The sequence below is a fragment of the Clostridium sp. CTA-17 genome (assembly GCF_054767895.1).
The window spans coordinates 209,510-225,876 of sequence record NZ_BAAABF010000001.1; the positions used below are offsets into that span (position 1 = coordinate 209,510).

At 25.9% G+C, this 16,367-nt stretch carries 15 protein-coding genes; 8 read left to right on the plus strand and 7 right to left on the minus strand.

Annotated elements, in window-relative coordinates:
* The first annotated feature begins 424 nt into the window (after positions 1-424).
* Together ACYUCG_RS00905 and ACYUCG_RS00910 are read left to right on the plus strand one after the other, a co-directional pair.
* Positions 425-1,180: a creatininase gene (locus tag ACYUCG_RS00905; protein WP_003457004.1), complete on the plus strand. Its 756-nt coding sequence runs from the start codon at positions 425-427 to the stop codon at positions 1,178-1,180.
* Between the two features lie 48 nt (positions 1,181-1,228).
* Complete coding sequence (locus tag ACYUCG_RS00910) at positions 1,229-2,155, plus strand: DMT family transporter (protein ID WP_060796497.1); 927 nt, start codon at positions 1,229-1,231, stop codon at positions 2,153-2,155.
* Between the two features lie 127 nt (positions 2,156-2,282).
* Here ACYUCG_RS00910 and ACYUCG_RS00915 read toward each other — a convergent pair whose 3' ends face one another.
* Entirely contained in the window at positions 2,283-3,482 is a 1,200-nt protein-coding gene (locus tag ACYUCG_RS00915; protein ID WP_057230904.1) for a PucR family transcriptional regulator, read from the minus strand.
* A gap of 792 nt (positions 3,483-4,274) precedes the next feature.
* Here ACYUCG_RS00915 and ACYUCG_RS00920 point away from each other — a divergent pair.
* Positions 4,275-4,853 (plus strand): nucleoside/nucleotide kinase family protein, encoded by a 579-nt coding sequence (locus ACYUCG_RS00920; RefSeq protein ID WP_057230906.1) that lies wholly within the window; start codon positions 4,275-4,277, stop codon positions 4,851-4,853.
* Positions 4,854-5,087: 234 nt separating this feature from the next.
* Positions 5,088-5,498 carry a peptide deformylase gene (locus ACYUCG_RS00925; RefSeq protein ID WP_197907977.1) on the plus strand — a complete coding sequence of 137 codons (411 nt, stop codon included), beginning with the start codon at positions 5,088-5,090 and terminating at the stop codon, positions 5,496-5,498.
* A 255-nt stretch (positions 5,499-5,753) separates the two neighbouring features.
* Here ACYUCG_RS00925 and ACYUCG_RS00930 read toward each other — a convergent pair whose 3' ends face one another.
* The 3 genes from ACYUCG_RS00930 to ACYUCG_RS00940 all read right to left on the minus strand — a co-directional run bounded on the left by ACYUCG_RS00930 (position 5,754) and on the right by ACYUCG_RS00940 (position 8,588).
* On the minus strand, positions 5,754-7,019 hold the full coding sequence (locus ACYUCG_RS00930; RefSeq protein ID WP_460267869.1) for a cation:dicarboxylate symporter family transporter: 1,266 nt from the start codon (positions 7,017-7,019) through the stop codon (positions 5,754-5,756).
* Positions 7,020-7,439: 420 nt separating this feature from the next.
* Positions 7,440-7,568, minus strand: coding sequence for a hypothetical protein (locus tag ACYUCG_RS00935; RefSeq protein WP_283701548.1), 129 nt, complete (start codon positions 7,566-7,568; stop codon positions 7,440-7,442).
* A gap of 327 nt (positions 7,569-7,895) precedes the next feature.
* The gene (locus ACYUCG_RS00940) at positions 7,896-8,588 is read right to left on the minus strand and encodes a YjjG family noncanonical pyrimidine nucleotidase (RefSeq protein WP_003456922.1); all 693 of its coding nucleotides are present in this window, start codon (positions 8,586-8,588) and stop codon (positions 7,896-7,898) included.
* 225 nt (positions 8,589-8,813) lie between these two features.
* Between ACYUCG_RS00940 and ACYUCG_RS00945 the strand changes: the two genes are divergently transcribed.
* On the plus strand, positions 8,814-9,767 hold the full coding sequence (locus ACYUCG_RS00945; RefSeq protein WP_460267870.1) for a hypothetical protein: 954 nt from the start codon (positions 8,814-8,816) through the stop codon (positions 9,765-9,767).
* A 233-nt stretch (positions 9,768-10,000) separates the two neighbouring features.
* Here ACYUCG_RS00945 and ACYUCG_RS00950 read toward each other — a convergent pair whose 3' ends face one another.
* Entirely contained in the window at positions 10,001-10,630 is a 630-nt protein-coding gene (locus ACYUCG_RS00950) for a GNAT family N-acetyltransferase (RefSeq protein ID WP_460267871.1), read from the minus strand.
* A 153-nt stretch (positions 10,631-10,783) separates the two neighbouring features.
* Here ACYUCG_RS00950 and ACYUCG_RS00955 point away from each other — a divergent pair, with 153 nt between their 5' ends.
* Positions 10,784-11,587 carry a MerR family transcriptional regulator gene (locus tag ACYUCG_RS00955; RefSeq protein WP_460267872.1) on the plus strand — a complete coding sequence of 268 codons (804 nt, stop codon included), beginning with the start codon at positions 10,784-10,786 and terminating at the stop codon, positions 11,585-11,587.
* A gap of 163 nt (positions 11,588-11,750) precedes the next feature.
* Here ACYUCG_RS00955 and ACYUCG_RS00960 read toward each other — a convergent pair whose 3' ends face one another.
* Positions 11,751-13,106 (minus strand): DUF4317 domain-containing protein, encoded by a 1,356-nt coding sequence (locus tag ACYUCG_RS00960; RefSeq protein WP_460267873.1) that lies wholly within the window; start codon positions 13,104-13,106, stop codon positions 11,751-11,753.
* 307 nt (positions 13,107-13,413) lie between these two features.
* Between ACYUCG_RS00960 and ACYUCG_RS00965 the strand changes: the two genes are divergently transcribed.
* Both ACYUCG_RS00965 and ACYUCG_RS00970 read left to right on the plus strand, forming a co-directional pair.
* Positions 13,414-13,569 (plus strand): zinc-ribbon domain-containing protein, encoded by a 156-nt coding sequence (locus ACYUCG_RS00965; RefSeq protein ID WP_139932974.1) that lies wholly within the window; start codon positions 13,414-13,416, stop codon positions 13,567-13,569.
* 338 nt (positions 13,570-13,907) lie between these two features.
* Positions 13,908-15,272 (plus strand): MFS transporter, encoded by a 1,365-nt coding sequence (locus ACYUCG_RS00970; protein ID WP_283678808.1) that lies wholly within the window; start codon positions 13,908-13,910, stop codon positions 15,270-15,272.
* A gap of 104 nt (positions 15,273-15,376) precedes the next feature.
* Here the strand turns inward: ACYUCG_RS00970 and ACYUCG_RS00975 are convergent, their stop codons facing one another.
* Positions 15,377-16,216, minus strand: coding sequence for an AraC family transcriptional regulator (locus tag ACYUCG_RS00975; protein ID WP_460267874.1), 840 nt, complete (start codon positions 16,214-16,216; stop codon positions 15,377-15,379).
* Between the last annotated feature and the right edge of the window lie 151 nt (positions 16,217-16,367).

Here is a 16,367-nt window from a genome sequence, read left to right on the forward strand (position 1 = left end):
TTGGTATTTTACTAAAAAAATTTACTTATATCATTATTAATAAATTGAAATTTCTATTATTTTTAGTAATGACTTGTCAATAAGGAAAGTTTAGCATGAAAGATTTATCTAGTCATTGTATCAAATATACAATAATAGATTAGGATTACTGTGCACATAAAGAACATATTTTGGTAAATAGATTTGTATTTTTAGTACATTGTCACTAAAAAATACTCATTGTATACTGAGAGCATAGCAAAATTCACATAAAGAATTTTCAATTAAAGCTACATTTAATGAAGTTTTGATTTTTAGCTAATTCTTTAGGAATATTTAAATTTGCAAAGGATTACTTTGTAGAAATGTTTCTTATAGTTCTAGCTAAAAATCAATCTTTAATAAAGATAAGCTGAATAATAAGACAAGAAAAGGGGACTTTATTATGTATGAAAATGTAAAAATGGAAAACATGACATGGAGAGAATTTGCGAAGAAAAAAGATGATGTAATTATATTACCAATAGGATCTACAGAACAACATGGACCTCATCTTCCAACTTGTGTAGATACTGTAATAGCTAATGGATTTGCTTATAGAATTGCTGAAAAAATAAATGGGGTAGTTGCTCCTGCTTTATCATATGGATACAAATCAAAACCATTAAGTGGTGGTGGCCCATTATTCCCAGGAACTATAGATTTAAATGGAGCTACATTACAAGCTTTAGTAATGGATATAATAGACGAATTTGTTCGTGATGGATTTACAAAAATATTTATATTAAGTGCTCACTTTGAAAATGAAGCATTCATAGTAGAAGCTATGGATTTATGTTCTGCAAAATATGGAGATAAAGTACAATTACTTCTTACTAACTGGTGGGATCCAATGTCACCTGACGTAATTGATAAGGTATTTGATGAAGTGCCATTCCCAGGTTGGGCTTTAGAACATGCTGCTGTTACAGAAACATCATTAATGATGTATTTTGCACCAGAACTTGTTAGAGAAGATAAAATCATGGATACAGAAAATGCTAGCCCTGCAACTTACTATAGATACCCAATAGAAAAAGATATTGTTCCTGAAACTGGAATACTTGCGTCAGCTAAATCTTCATCAGCTGAAAGAGGAAAAATAATAGTTGATGATGTTATTCCAAACATTATCAAGATTATTGACAAAGCTTTTAAATAATATTAAATTAGTATTTGATAAATTTAAGCAGAAAAAGTAGGGGATACTATGAAATTAAAAGGAATTATTTTAACTATGCTATCTTCAATTACCTTTGGTTTTGCCTTTACACTTGGGCCAATGACCTATGGTCTTGAAGGAAGCAACCCTGTGACATTAACTTTTTTAAGAAACTTTTTAAGTTTGCCATTTTTATTAGTAATTATTTTACTTTTAAAAATAGATTTAAGAGTAACAAAGAAACAACTTAGAGATCTAATAATACTTGGTTTCGTTGGGAATGCAATAACAACTTTAATGTTAAATATGGCATTTGCTTATATAGATGTTGGAATAGTTACACCTATACATTTTACTTATCCAATATTCGTAACATTAGGATGTGTAATATTCTTCCACGAAAAATTAAGTAAACAAAAAGTCTTTGCATTAATTATTGCTATGTCAGGTATAGGATGTTTCTTTATTACAGCGTTAAATTCAGCATCTTTTGGAAAAAGTACATTGTTAGGATTAATTTTAGCCATAGCATCTGGAATGTTTTATGCATTCTATATTATATTTATGGATAAAAGTGGTTTGAAAAGTGAGCCACCTTTTAAAATAACATTCTATGTAGCAATAGCCTCAACAATAGGTATGCTTATATATGGAATGGTTACAAAGGAACTTGCATTATCTTCATTAACACCTAAAGCTTGGGGATTATCAGCAATATTTGCTTTCTTATGTACAGTGGTAGCATTATCATTATTACAAGTGGGTATAAAATATATTGGTGCCAGTGAAGCTGCGGTTATAAGTACATTTGAACCTATAACAAGTGTTATCTTTGGAGCTATACTTTTAGGCGAAGAAATAACAGTGATGAAAATAATTGCATGTTCATTAATATTTGCGGGAGTATTAATACTATCCTTTGCAAAGGAAAAGTCAAAAGCTAATATTAAAATAAAAGAATCAGTTACCAATTAATATAATTTGATAATTAATTGTAATAAAATATGGACTATATAAAAATTGTTTTTAGAATTTTTATATAGTCCATTTTAATATTTTAAATATATAGTACTTAATATTTATTTAAAGGGTAAGTCCATATTTATAACTTATTTTGTAAATTAAGAAATTCAAAAATTAATATGCTATTAAAAAGTTCTAAGTCAGTCATAGCATCATCTAAATCTCTTTGCAAAAGATTTTTAATTGTTGATAATCTGTAAAGTAAAGTATTTCTATGAATAAAAAGTTCCTGGGAAGTTTTTAATAAATGTCTATTATTTTTAAAATAGCACTTTAAAGTCTCCAATAAATTCATTCCATGACTTTTATCATATTCTAAAATAGGACCTATATTTTCATAACAATATTGTTCAACGTCTTTAATTTCAGCTAATTCAATAAACAATCTTATAATACCTAGTTCGTTATATTTAATAATTTTTGAATCGTTATCATACATATCAATCATGGATAAAGCTTTAAAGGCCTCTTTATAACTTGCTTTGATATTAGAATTAGTTTCTCTTATACGGCTAAAGCTTAAGTTCATTTCAATATTTTCTGAATATCTAGAGCACATAAGGTTAAAGCCAGATTCAATATATTCTAAAGATTTTTTTGCTTCTTCATAATTATTAGCAAATACCAAACTCAATAAATGATTTGCATATTCCATATGTATTAAAGTATAATTTTTTTCTTTTAAGCCATCATCCAAAGAATTTGCTATATGCTTACTAATATTCTCTGTATCATAAGGTGTATTTGAGGCTTTTTTCATTTTAAGTATGCAAATATAATGAAAGGGTCTTAACCTTATATTATAAAATTCAGCTAAGGCATTTATGTCCTCATGTAATTGATCTTGTGAAAAAAGAAGTGATTCAAGAAAATGCTTACCATTTTTTGCTTCCTCCCTTTTTTGTTCTATTTTTAGAAAAATTTCCTGTATAATATCAATTAGTTTTATATTCCAAGGCATTATGAATAAGGGAAGAGCTTGTTTGTTTGCTCTATCAATCATGCTATCTGTTATTTTATTTATATTTTTATCATCAATTAAGATAACAATACCTGCAAGTTTCTTTTGAATACATTCTTCAAGTAAAAGTGAGAGATTTTCATCATTATCTTTGTAAATAACAAAGAGTAACTCTCCTCCATAAAGCCAATTTGAAATAGATTCTGTTGTCCTTACATAGGGCAAAGAAATTTGGTTATCCAGTCCACTTTCTCCAGCTAGCAATTTTGCTTTTGAAAAATACTTAAGTTGAAATAAATCTTTGCAACAAAAACTCATAAAGTCACTCCTTTTAATCCCATTTCATTCCATCTTATTTATTTTACCATTTTTTATAAATATATTAAATGTTAATTAATATATTTACATATTTGTTTATTACATTTATATTTTAAGTATGATTTTTTAAAAAGATTCTTAATTTTAGACCTTATTAGGGCTAATAATTAAGAGAGGGCGATATTAAAATAGAAAAGATAATAGAACCAATATTAACAGCTTTAACTTTAGGAATAGTTGGAGTTATTTTAGCTATTATTAAAAGTGTTGGAGATGTTACTATTCAATATATAGCTAAGAAAAAAGAAATGGTAGAACAAAAACTAAAGCTAGATCAGTATGAAGAAGAAATTAAAACAGATAAACAAATATAGAATATTGTTGAGGAAAAATATCGTATAACAGATAACATAAAAGACTTAGCAAAATCAAAAGCAGATTATTTCGATAAATTACTTTTAGAAAAAATACCATATTTAACTGAAAAATAAGTAAGGATGTTACGTTAGGCTATAGCTGGAGAAGTTAATAAAGGTAAAAAACAATTATTTGAAGATAGTTTAAAACAACAAGCTATACAATTAGTAGAAGAAAATAAAAAACTTAAAGAACAATTAGAAATCCTTATAGGTAAGTTATATGAAAAAATGTAATATACACAATTTGATTATATTGTGTATTAAGCAATAAAAATGTTCTTTGAAAATTGAATAGTATGATATTGGGAAGATATGTTATAATTGATTCCTAATAGTATTACTATGCGAAGTAAATATTAGTGTATATGAGAAGGTGATTATTATAAATAAAACAGTAATAATAGCAGTGTCAGGTGTTACAGCAAGTGGAAAAACAACTATTATAAACGAACTTAAAAAAAATATAAAAAGTGCTAAATCACTTCATTTTGATGATTATGATTTTGAAGGAGAAGTTGAAGATTTTTATCAATGGGTTATTAATGGAGCAGATTATAATGCATGGAATTTAGAACCACTAAAAGAAGATATATTGAAATTTAAAAGAGATAATGAGACTCAATACATTTTATTGGATTATCCATTTGCATATAAAAATAATTTGATTAAACCATTTATAGATTGTGCAATTTTTATTAATACTCCATTAGATATAGCAATGGCAAGACGTGTATTACGTGATATGCATAGTAGTACTGGGGATGAAATCAGGGAAGACATGAGTTTTTATTTGAAATATGCGAGAATTGCATATGAAGAAATGTTAAATACTATTCTTCCAAATTCAGATTATGTTATAGATGGCAATATGCAGTTAGCAGAAATTGTCAAACAAATCATGGATATAATAAAAATAAATTATGAGTGCAAAACTAAAGAAAGTAAGTCGTAATGTTAATTATGCCACTGACATAAAATTAAATATTAATTAATGAAGATGCTGTATTATTCGAAAAGAATATGCGGTATTTTTTAGTACGCAATTCAAAGAAATTGTGTGCTAATATAATCCTAAAATAATTTCATTATAGATTAGATAAATTATATGTAGTCTATGTGTAAAGTTAGTAAAATAAAGCAGTGTATTGATATATACACGAGATATATTAGAAAGGTTGGAATAAATATGATAAGACCAATTGTTAAGGATGTATTATTTTTAGGGCAAAAATCAGAACTTGCAACTAAAGAAGATATAGGAATTATTGATGATTTAGTTGATACCCTAAGAGAAAATTTAGAGAGTTGTGTTGGTATGGCTGCTAATATGATAGGAGTGAAAAAGCGCATACTTGTATTTAGTATAGGAAATATTATAGTTCCTATGGTTAATCCAGTTATACTAAAGAAAGAGAAAAGTTATGAAACTGAAGAGAGTTGCTTATCTTTAACTGGCTTCAGAAAAACAACAAGATATGAAATAATTGAGGTGGAATATCTTGATAGAAATTTCAAGAAACACAAAGAAATATTTTCAGGATTTACTGCTCAGATTATTCAACATGAAGTTGATCATTTTGAGGGCATAATAATCTAAGACATGATTCGGATTAGTGAAGGAGAAAGCAATTTTATATTAATTATATAACAAACCACGTTTAGAAATGATATAAAGAGCTGTAATCATAAATAATAGATATTTTTTATACCAAGAATAAATAGAAAGGTATTCCCTTGTCTTCCATATGGGTAACCGCATTATAAAGAAATATTAAAATAGTCTTAGATATTGATATAACTTCTCTAAGACTATTTTTATAATTAAATAAAATCATAATTTAGTAAATTAAAATTATGCTATTTCACTAACTGATTTCATATATTTTTGTCCTTCTTCAGCGTTAAATTCCTTTTCCCATTTAGATATAACAACAACAGCTAATGAGTTTCCAAGTACATTAACAAGAGTTCTCGCCATATCAACGATACGATCTATACCAGCAATAAATGCAACTCCTGCTACTGGAATTCCTAAAGAACCAACAGTTGCTAAAAGTACTACAAAAGATGCACCAGGAACTCCAGCCATACCTTTTGAAGTAAGCATTAATACAAGCACTAAATTAATTTGAGCAGAAAGTGGTAAGTGAATTCCATATATTTGAGCAATAAAAAGTGCTGCAATAGATTGATATAAAGTAGATCCATCTAAGTTAAATGAATATCCTGTTGGAATAACAAAAGATGTAATTGCCTTAGGACAGCCAAACCTCTCCATCTTTTCCATAAGCTTTGGTAAAACGGCTTCAGAACTTGCTGTAGTATAAGCTAAAATAAGTTCATCCTTTAAAAGCTTTATAAGTGATATAATGCTTGTTCCAGCCATTTTTGAAATAAAGCCAAGAACAAAAAATACAAAGAAGAACATGGCACCATAAACAGTAATTATTAACTTTCCTAAAGGAATTAATGAAGCTAATCCAAATTTAGAAACTGTTACACCTATTAATCCAAATACGCCAAGTGGTGCAAGCTTCATAATTTGATTAGTAATCCAAAACATTGAATCAGCTACACCTTGACATATTGCAAGGACAGGTTTTCCTTTTTCTCCAATTGCAGCTACACCTAATCCAAACATAACTGAAAAGAAAATAATAGGAAGTAAATCTCCTTTTGCAAGAGATTCAAAAATATTAGTTGGAACAATATTTATAAATGTATCCATAAATCCATGGTTAGATGCAGCTTCTGCTGTACTCATATATTTATCAATATTAGTAGTTGCAAGAGTACTAATGTTTACTCCGCTTCCTGGATGAAATAAATTAGCTATAACTAAACCTATTATAATAGCGAATGTAGTTACAATCTCAAAGTAAAGTATTGTTTTTCCCCCGATTTTCCCTAATTTTTTAACATCTCCAACTCCAGCAACACCAACAACAAGTGATGAAAAGACGATAGGTATGACAATCATTTTAATTAATCTTATAAAAATATCTCCAAATGGTTGTAAATATGAAGTAACAACTGGATTACCATAAAAAACAGCTCCTACTATAATACCTAGTACAAGTCCAAGTATAATTTGAAATGCTAGTCCTAATTTTTTCATTTGTTTAATAGCCTCCTTGAGTAGTTTATAACTTAAAAATCATTTGTTTGAAATTTTGCTAAATTAAATATATGCAAGAAATGAATAATGTAAATTTCATTTTATAGCATATAGTATATCACAAAAAAATAAATTCAGCTTTATATTTTTTAAAAAAAATAATTTAATATATGTATTTGTGAATTGAAATTGAAAAAAATCAAATTGATATAAAAATAATTGATGGAAATCTTTCGTTTGATTAAAAAAATGCAAGTTTTACATTAATAAATAGAATAGCATAACGAATATTATGTAAAAATATAAATGTTTTATACGTTTTGATATTAAATTCTGATTTGATGTGCTTATGAAGTTTTTATATAATATTTAATACAAAATTGCAGCTTTGTTATATAGAAAATTGCAATTATAATTAAATTATCTAAGCAATTTATTCACTTGTTCTTTTATTAATCCGTTGTTAGACTCTGTTTCTAACATATATTCTACTTCTTCTTTTGTTAATTCATGTATTTTTTTATCATATATTATTGTTGCTCCTTTCATTTTTTCTCACTAATATTTACTAAATTAGATAATCTTAGTACTCTAAAGCGTAAGGTGTAATTAAATATTTATGATCTCACTTTTTATACCAAAAATAAGTATATTATGCCTTGAAAAGGGCAGAACTATAAAATGGTATTTAAATATTAAACATCATTTTACTTATATTAATAATTTATGTTAGGGTGAGAAGTTTATGAAAGAAGTATTACACTTAGTAGTTGATATAGGATCAACTACTATTAACCATATAATAAATGAATAAGTCTTTTACAAATATTTAAAAGGTATAGAATTAGATCTAATTCTATACCTTTTTGTTATTATTTATGAATTAATTAGTAAAGATTTTAGTTCATCAAAGCTAGAAATTTCATAAGTAGGTTTTATTGATGTTTCGTTTTTTATCTTGTTAGGGTTGTACCAACAAGTATCTATACCAAAGTTTATACCACCTTGTATATCAGAAGTTAAGCTATCTCCAACCATTAATACTTTACTCTTATCAGAAAAATTCATATGTTTTAGAGTATGCTCAAAGATTTTTGGATCAGGTTTTGAGATTAGTATTTCTTCAGAAATTACTATAGGGTCAAAATATTTTGCTATAGTAGATTGTCTTATTCTTTTATCTTGAACAGAAATAAGACCATTAGTTATTATAGAAAGTTTATAAGATTTATTAAGATTTTCTACAAGGTCAGTACTATCTTCATATAGAAAAGAAGCATCAGCTAAATGATTCATATATGATTTAGCAAAGTTAGCTGCATCAAAATTTATATTTAATTTATCTGATAATCTTTTAAATCTTTCTATTTTTAATTTCTTTTGTGTAATAAGTCCTTGCTCAAACTCTTTCCATATAGCAGTATTTATTTCTTTATATACTTTTAAATGGTAGTTTTCGTCATATGCTATATTAAAGTCAAGCATAGCATTTTTAAAGGCTTCCTTTTCAGATTTTTTAAAATCAAATAGGGTTTCATCTGCATCAAATAGTATAACTTCATATTTCATAATATATCCTCCAGCTTTTGTATTTTTATATAAATAGTTTCATTATTAATTGAATAAGAGATTGTTTATTTATCTTTTTATGATATTTTACATTAAAAGGAATGATTATTAAAGGGATTTTTGATTTATATCTATTTACAAATTTATATAAATAAAATAATATATTTGTAAAATATAACACTTAAGCTATATTAAGTTATTTATATTTTTAGGGGGAGGAGTTACATGAAGGGGAAGAAATTAAGTGTTTCAGGAGTTATTTTAATAATAAGTTTTTTTATTTATATTGTTTATTTGGTTTCAAGCAATATTTTATTAAACTATGGTATGGAGTTTAGAGAAAGTGTTAAGAATTTTATACTTTTAGATAAATTTGTATTTATAGCTTTTGGTAATATAATATTTATTAAAATAATTTGGAAAGAGAAAGGAATAGGGGGATTTGCTAAGACGTTTACTACATTTTTATCTTTTATAATAAGTTTTGTTTTAATATTTGGTTTTATTTTAATACCTTATGTTTTTGAGTCAAGAGTGGAAGCTTTAGCATATAAAGAAGGAAGATTAGTAGTAGCTACTTCTAGTGATGGATTACATGATTCAAGGATAAGTTTTTATGAACCTATAAATTCTATTGTTATGAAGAATAGTGATATTGAGGATATACATCATAATGCTCCTAACAATTGTTATTATTATGGAAAATCTAACTTTTTAGAAAATCCTGATTTTGATATAAGGGAAGAATCTAATTTTGAGGATTTAAAGCCATGGAGTGCAAAGGAAAAATTTAGCCATGAAGTGTTTAATTATTTAGGAAATCAAACTTACGATTTTGGTGGTATAGTAATTAAATTTAATAAAAAAGAAACCTGGGTGAAAGAAGCTTATATAGAAAGAAATATAGTTAAGTATGAGGGTGTAAATATAATAGGTGGAAATATTGATACTATTAAAGAAAATATAAGTAAAGCGGAGAAAGATCATGATGACAGTACTATATATGAAGAATTTTTAGATGAAAAAGGTAATAGGAATGTTAGAATTGATAGGAAATACAGATTTAATACTGAAGATGAGTATAGAATATATTATTATGACACGACTCTAGTTCTTAATGATAATGGCATAGTTACTTCAGTTAAATATTTAAATAGGAATTTTGAAGATGGAGATTAAAATTTATACTTAGTAAATAAAAACTGATTAATTTATTAAAATATAATTTATATAAAAACATAAATACAAATGAGGTTTTTTATTAGGTTTTGATTTAATAAAAATTTTTTTTCACCTTAGTTTTAAGGAGCTTTTATAAGTCATCACTAAATTTTAAGGTGGATTTATTTAACTTTAAATCAGATATTTAATGGATTTAACCTCATTTGTATTTTTTATTTTCAAGAGAATTTTTAATAGGAATAGGTATATAAAAATGTTTTTAAATTTGAGTCTACAGTTTTTAAATAAACATCTACTTCATCTAAACAATTAAAACCTTGGCTCTTATAAAATCCATAATTACATCTATCATCTGTAAATAAGTAAAGAGAAGAGGATTTCATAGAGTTCATATATTTTAAAGAATAATTAAGAAGGTTTTTTCCAATTCCAAGACCTCTAGCATCTTTAGATACAATAAATAAATTAATGCAACTATCAAAAAGATTTTCCTTCCCATTTAATAATTTTGAGTAGGCTTCTTTTATTTTAATGAATTCAGCTATTTCATTTTCATCTTTAATATTTTCTATAGGAAGAGTAGTTGGATATTTTTCTTCATTTAAAGGGGTGAAAAGATGGTTATAATTAGTCTTATCTCCATCAGCTTTACACAATATAAATCCTAAAACTTTATCACCTTTAGATGCCACTTTAATAAATGAACTTTCACAAATACTTTCCTTAAGGTAAGAGCTTGTTATTACTTTTAAAAGATCTTTATTATGGATAAATTTATCAAAGTTAAAGGCATCTTTGATTAAGTTTTCAAACTCACATAAATCCTCTTTTTTTACATCTCTATATATTACATCTTTCATAAATATATCATCCTTTCTAAATAAATTTTATCTACAATAAGAAAGTATAAAGAGTGGAGTAACTCCAATGTCAATACCTATTTTGAAAATACATTCATATGGATGATTTAATGAGATATAATTGAATATATAGTGAGTATAAGAGGTGGGAATATGAAGTTATCTATAGGTGAGGTAGCTAGGTTATTTAATATAAGTAAAGATACATTAAGATACTATGATAAGATAGGAATTTTGAAACCAGAGATTAATAAAGAAAATGGTTATAGATTTTATGATATAAGACATTTAGAGCAATTAGGATTAATATTAGGAATAAAATATTTAGGTATTTCATTAAGTGAAATCAAAGAGATTATAGAAAATGGGGACATAGAGGATTATTATAATTTGATGCAAAAACAAAAAAAGATAATAAAAGATAGGATTTTGGAGCTGAAAAAATTAGAGAAATCCTTAAATAATAGTGAGCTATTAATAAATAGAATAGTCAATTGTAAAAATGAATATGATTTTTCTAAACTTAATGTGAAAAATTTAGATTTAAAACTCTATGAAGTGAAGGTAAGAAGTGCTTTAGACTTAGAGAATGAATCTAAAGTAGAAAAAAAATTAATAGAATTAAAAGATGAAGCATATTTTTATTTCTATGAAATAAAGGATAATAAACACATTATAGAAGAAGAAAACTTACTTTTTATAAAATCTAATGAGAATATAGAAAAATTCTTAGAAAAATCAAAGATTAAAGATAAAATTACCTTTAAAAGCATACAGGGAAAGTTTGCTTTAGTAGATTTTTATGGAACTGTAGAAGAAATTCATAATTATATACTTAGCATGAATAAATATTTTAGAGTGGATGAAGATAATTATGCCTTTATAGAATATGAATTTTACTTGCCTAAAAAAAGAGAGGAAGTAAAGTACTTTGTAAGAATATACTTAAGTTTATAGAATAGTGAATTATGGTCTATTTCAAAATAACTTTTGATATATGATATTATTTAGAGTGAAAAATAATAGTTGAAGAAAAGAATAAAAATATAACTGGAAATAAATTTCCAGTTATATAACCAATATAGGGTATTAAATTCATATTACCTTATTTTCAACTAATCTAAATTAAATCATCTAATCCATTAACTGTAGTTTGTTCATCATCATTAATAGGAATAACTATGCATTTTTGACCATCAATTATTTGAGATTTTATTTCAGGTATTTTTTCAGGTTTTACTTGAAGTACAATATCATATTCACTATTAATAGTAGTATTATCTTCAGATTCTTCTAAATTACTTTTTAAGATTTCTTCTGAGTTATTTTCTAAAGTTTCATCAGAAACTAAATCATCATTTTCTGTAAGAGAATCGTCTTCCTTGTCCATGGCAGCTTCTTTTTTCACTTCTTCAAGTCTAGTTTTTAGTATTGCCACTTGTTTTTCAAGATGTTCTTCTTTTTTTCTCTGTTCATTTGCTTTTAGAGTTTTATTATCAATTAAGTTTTCAGCTAAAGGAAGATCTTCTCCAAAGCTTTCTACATAAGATTTTTCAATCTGACTAGTGATATCTTCAGAAATTCCACTTTCTATTAATATATTTTGAACATCTTTATCTGTTAAAGCTATAGGTTCACAGTCAGGAGTATCTTCATACATAGAATTATGTTCTTCTATCATATTATTTAAATTTTCTTGTACTTCCATAAATACTTTTTCTGCTTTTTCTTCATCTAAGAAAGAATCCTTAATAATTGATTGGAATGTTTGCTTTTGAATAGTAGCAGTTTGTTTTGAAGTACAACCTAATACATTTTCCATTAATTCTGGATGAGTATCCTTAGCATTTTTAGTATAATACATAACAGAATTCACATCTGAGCTACGATCTATAAAAGCAGGGAATACAAATCCATTAGCAGGGGCTTCAACCACCCAGTCTCTAATACGTGCTTTTATTTGATTTTCTTCTTCAAAATATCTAAGACCAGGACCAGAAAGAGAAACTGGACATACTGCACATAAAATATATTCATATACTTCTTCAGATTCATCTACCTTAAGGTTATCCTTAGTTTTAGTGATAACATCATAAGCATCATGGAAAAGAAGTATTAAAAAGTTACCTGTGTAATCATAATTATCTATGACTAATTTATAAAAATCATTAAGAAGTTCATCATCCTTTAATTGACTATTTTTTAATTGCATAAGGGAAACTTGTCTCTCATTAACAAGATAATCATTTAGTGGAAAGTTAAGTTCTAAAATATTGTTTCCAATAGTTCCAGACATTACTTTTTTAGCAATTTCTAAATATTTAAAGTATTCATCTTCATCTAAGTTAAGAAAAGTTTCTCTAAATTTTAATATAATATTTTTTTCTCCATTGACATAGCATCCACACATTTTAGTAAAAGTGCAATGGTCTTTTTTAAGACGTTTTTTTAATTCAAGTATATCTTTTTTTCTCATATATAAACTCCTCAATCTAAACTAATTAATATATTTTCATTATTAAGTATAGTATTTTTTATACATTAATTAAAGATTTTATTAAATGAATTCTATGTAGATTACACAATATTAGATAAATATAAAATGGCAAAAAACTTTTTATTAATAATTATTTTTAAAAAACAATTGCATTAAAGTAAATAGTGTGTTACTATAAGAGAGTAGCAAAAATGCTAACAAAAAAAGTTTCATTTAGGTAAATAGTTTCTCGTAAATTAGAGATTATTATATCGATTTAGAATCTTTAATTTCAGGAGGAATGTTTATGTCAGATAAAATAATAACATGTAGAGATTGTGGAAGTGAATTCGTATTTTCAGTAGGAGAGCAAGAATTCTACAAAGAAAAAGGATTCGATAACGAGCCAACAAGATGTATGTCTTGTAGAAGAGCTAAGAAACAACAACAAAATAGAAGATAATTTTGAAATGTTATAGGCTGTAGTTTTAAACTACAGCCTTTTTTATATTTCAATAATTTAAGATTCATTAGCAATACACTTATCATTATTTAATTAACTTTTAAATAAATTTCTAAAAACAAATATTACAAAAGGTTTTATTGAAAATAATTGTCTGAAAACTTCAAAGAGCAAATTAATTAGGAAATATAAATCAATATTTTAGAAACTTAATTCTATTTGATTAATAGAAAAATTTTGTAATAATATAAACGAAGATTAAGAAATCGATTTCTTTTTAATAGTTTAATTAAACGGGTATTTATAAGATTTTATTATTGGAATATAGAGGTGATGGTTTGAATACATTAATAAATAAAAAAGCAGACAAAAGTGATGATGTTTCCATAAAAACTTTAATTACTTATAGTATGGGAAGTTTAGGAAATAATATGATATATGCATTGATTAGTTCCTATCTTTTAATCTTTTTAACAGATAGTTTTAAAGTAGGGGCAGCTGCCATAGGAACGTTGTTTTTGGTGGCAAGAGTTATAGATGCAATAACAGATCCTATAATGGGGGTTATAGTTGATAATACTAATACTAAAATAGGAAAGAGTAGACCGTATCTATTTATTGTTCCTATTTTCATGGGAATAGCAACAATCATGTGCTTTTCAGCACCAGATTTAAGTTATAGTGGTAAAATAATATGGATATACATAGCATATATTTTCTGGGGAATATCCTTTACTGCAATGGATATACCATATTGGTCATTATCTGCCAATATTACAAGATCTTCAGAAGGAAAAACTAAGATTGTTACATCAGCAAGAACAGTAGCCTATGTAGGTAATTTTATAATTTTAACTTCAACAATTCCGCTTGTATCAATAATTGGAAACTGGCAAACTGTGGCTATAATATATGTTTGTTTTGCTACTATATTTACTTGGATTACTGCCTTTGGAATTAGAGAAATTAAGGATAATGTTGTAAAGAAAAAAGAAAAACAAGGATTTAAACAATTTATAAGTTTATTAAAAACAAATAAGCCTTTAAGAATAGTTTTATTATCAATGTTAGTATTAGAACTAAGTGGATCAATAAAAAATACAATAGCTATATATTATGTAAAATATAATTTTAATGCAGAAATGATGATTCCAGTAGTTAGTTCAGTTGGTATGGGAGCAAGTATATTAGGTGGAGTAATGTCACCATTTTTAACAAAAAGATTAGGGAAAAGAAATACTGCCCTTTTAGGATTATTGGCTGGTGCAGCAGGATCATTTTTAGTATTTTTACTATCATATTCTTCACTACCTTTAATGATAGTAATAAATTTTATAAGTGGAATTTTTGATGGAGCAGGTTATATTACATTAACATCAATGGTTGCTGATTGTGTTGAATATGGTGAATGGAAGACAGGAAAGAGATCAGAAGGAATGATATTCTCATTAAATATATTTAAAAGTAAGATTGCTAGTGCTATTGGGGGATCCTTATGTGGATACATATTAGCATATATTGGTTACACAGCAGATTCAAGTCAATCTACATTTACTTTAAATGGAATTCATTTAATACAGACTTTAGTTCCATGTGCCATTGTAATAGTAAGCTTTATGCTACTAAGAAGATATAATTTATCTGAGGCAGAATATGAAGCTATAGTTGATGACTTGAAAAATGGTGTTACAAGAATAGGTTAAGATCAATATAAAATATTTAAAAAGTATAACAGAGGTTTTAATTTACGCCTCTGTTATACTTTTTATTTTTGAAATTTTATGTGTTTTAAAGCGGTATTTTAAAGTTATATGCTTGGTTTATTTACTTGATTATTTCTATAATTTAGTGGAGACATTGAAAAATGTTTTGAAAAAGTTTTTGAAAATAACAGGGAGTCACTATAACCTACACTATTTGCAACTTCTCCTATAGGAAGTTTAGTGCCTTTTAATAAAAGAGTGGCTTTGTACATTCTAAGATTTATTAAATATCTTTGAGGAGAAATTCCAAGGTTTTTTATGAACATTTTATATAAATAACTTCTGCTTAAGTTTACATAATCAGCAATTTCTTGAACAGTTATGCTATGCATATAATTAGAATTAATAAAATTAAGGGCATCTTGAATATATGTGTGTAATTCCTTATCTTTGTATTCAAAAGGTTTTGGAAATTCTTCTATAAGTGCGTACAATAATGAGTAAAGTTCTTTTAGTAATAGTATGTCATCAGATCTTGAAGGATTATAAGTTTTTGATATTTCGCACATATTTAATATTATTTGTGGAATTTTTGAGTTTTCTTCACAATTAGCAACACAAGAGTCAGTAATAGAAGTTCTATTTAAATATTCATTAGCATTTGAACCACTAAATCCTATCCAGTAGTATTCCCAAGGATCATCAATAGAAGCCACATACTCAACTTGCATACCTTTTAGTAGTATAAAGATATCACCTTGTTTTAAATTATATACTTTACCATTAAATTTAAAAGTACCATATCCCTTAGTTACGTAATGAATAACAGCATTTTTCAATACTTCATAGTTATATCCTAATCCTGGTATACCTTGTTCTATACCACATTCATCTACATTCATTTCAAAGTTTTCTTTAACATACTTTTTCCACAATATTTGCATTTGTACCTCCTAACCTATAAAATTAATTAATTTTATAGTAGTCTTATATTAAACATTTACATGAGAGTTTTTCAAAGTAATATATTCGTATACAATCTTTTTTATTTTAAAATAAATTCTTCTGAATATAAGAATATTTCAAAGAAACATA

Bases quoted from the DNA above. Each gene is read 5' to 3' on its own strand.
- ACYUCG_RS00905 (WP_003457004.1), top strand. From the start codon at position 425: ATGTATGAAAATGTAAAAATGGAAAACATGACATGGAGAGAATTTGCG.
- ACYUCG_RS00910 (WP_060796497.1), top strand. From the start codon at position 1,229: ATGAAATTAAAAGGAATTATTTTAACTATGCTATCTTCAATTACCTTT.
- ACYUCG_RS00975 (WP_460267874.1), bottom strand. From the start codon at position 16,216: ATGCAAATATTGTGGAAAAAGTATGTTAAAGAAAACTTTGAAATGAAT.
- ACYUCG_RS00960 (WP_460267873.1), bottom strand. From the start codon at position 13,106: ATGAGAAAAAAAGATATACTTGAATTAAAAAAACGTCTTAAAAAAGAC.
- ACYUCG_RS00930 (WP_460267869.1), bottom strand. From the start codon at position 7,019: ATGAAAAAATTAGGACTAGCATTTCAAATTATACTTGGACTTGTACTA.
- ACYUCG_RS00915 (WP_057230904.1), bottom strand. From the start codon at position 3,482: ATGAGTTTTTGTTGCAAAGATTTATTTCAACTTAAGTATTTTTCAAAA.
- ACYUCG_RS00945 (WP_460267870.1), top strand. From the start codon at position 8,814: ATGAAGGGGAAGAAATTAAGTGTTTCAGGAGTTATTTTAATAATAAGT.
- ACYUCG_RS00940 (WP_003456922.1), bottom strand. From the start codon at position 8,588: ATGAAATATGAAGTTATACTATTTGATGCAGATGAAACCCTATTTGAT.
- ACYUCG_RS00935 (WP_283701548.1), bottom strand. From the start codon at position 7,568: ATGAAAGGAGCAACAATAATATATGATAAAAAAATACATGAATTAACA.
- ACYUCG_RS00925 (WP_197907977.1), top strand. From the start codon at position 5,088: ATGATAAGACCAATTGTTAAGGATGTATTATTTTTAGGGCAAAAATCA.
- ACYUCG_RS00950 (WP_460267871.1), bottom strand. From the start codon at position 10,630: ATGAAAGATGTAATATATAGAGATGTAAAAAAAGAGGATTTATGTGAG.
- ACYUCG_RS00955 (WP_460267872.1), top strand. From the start codon at position 10,784: ATGAAGTTATCTATAGGTGAGGTAGCTAGGTTATTTAATATAAGTAAA.
- ACYUCG_RS00965 (WP_139932974.1), top strand. From the start codon at position 13,414: ATGTCAGATAAAATAATAACATGTAGAGATTGTGGAAGTGAATTCGTA.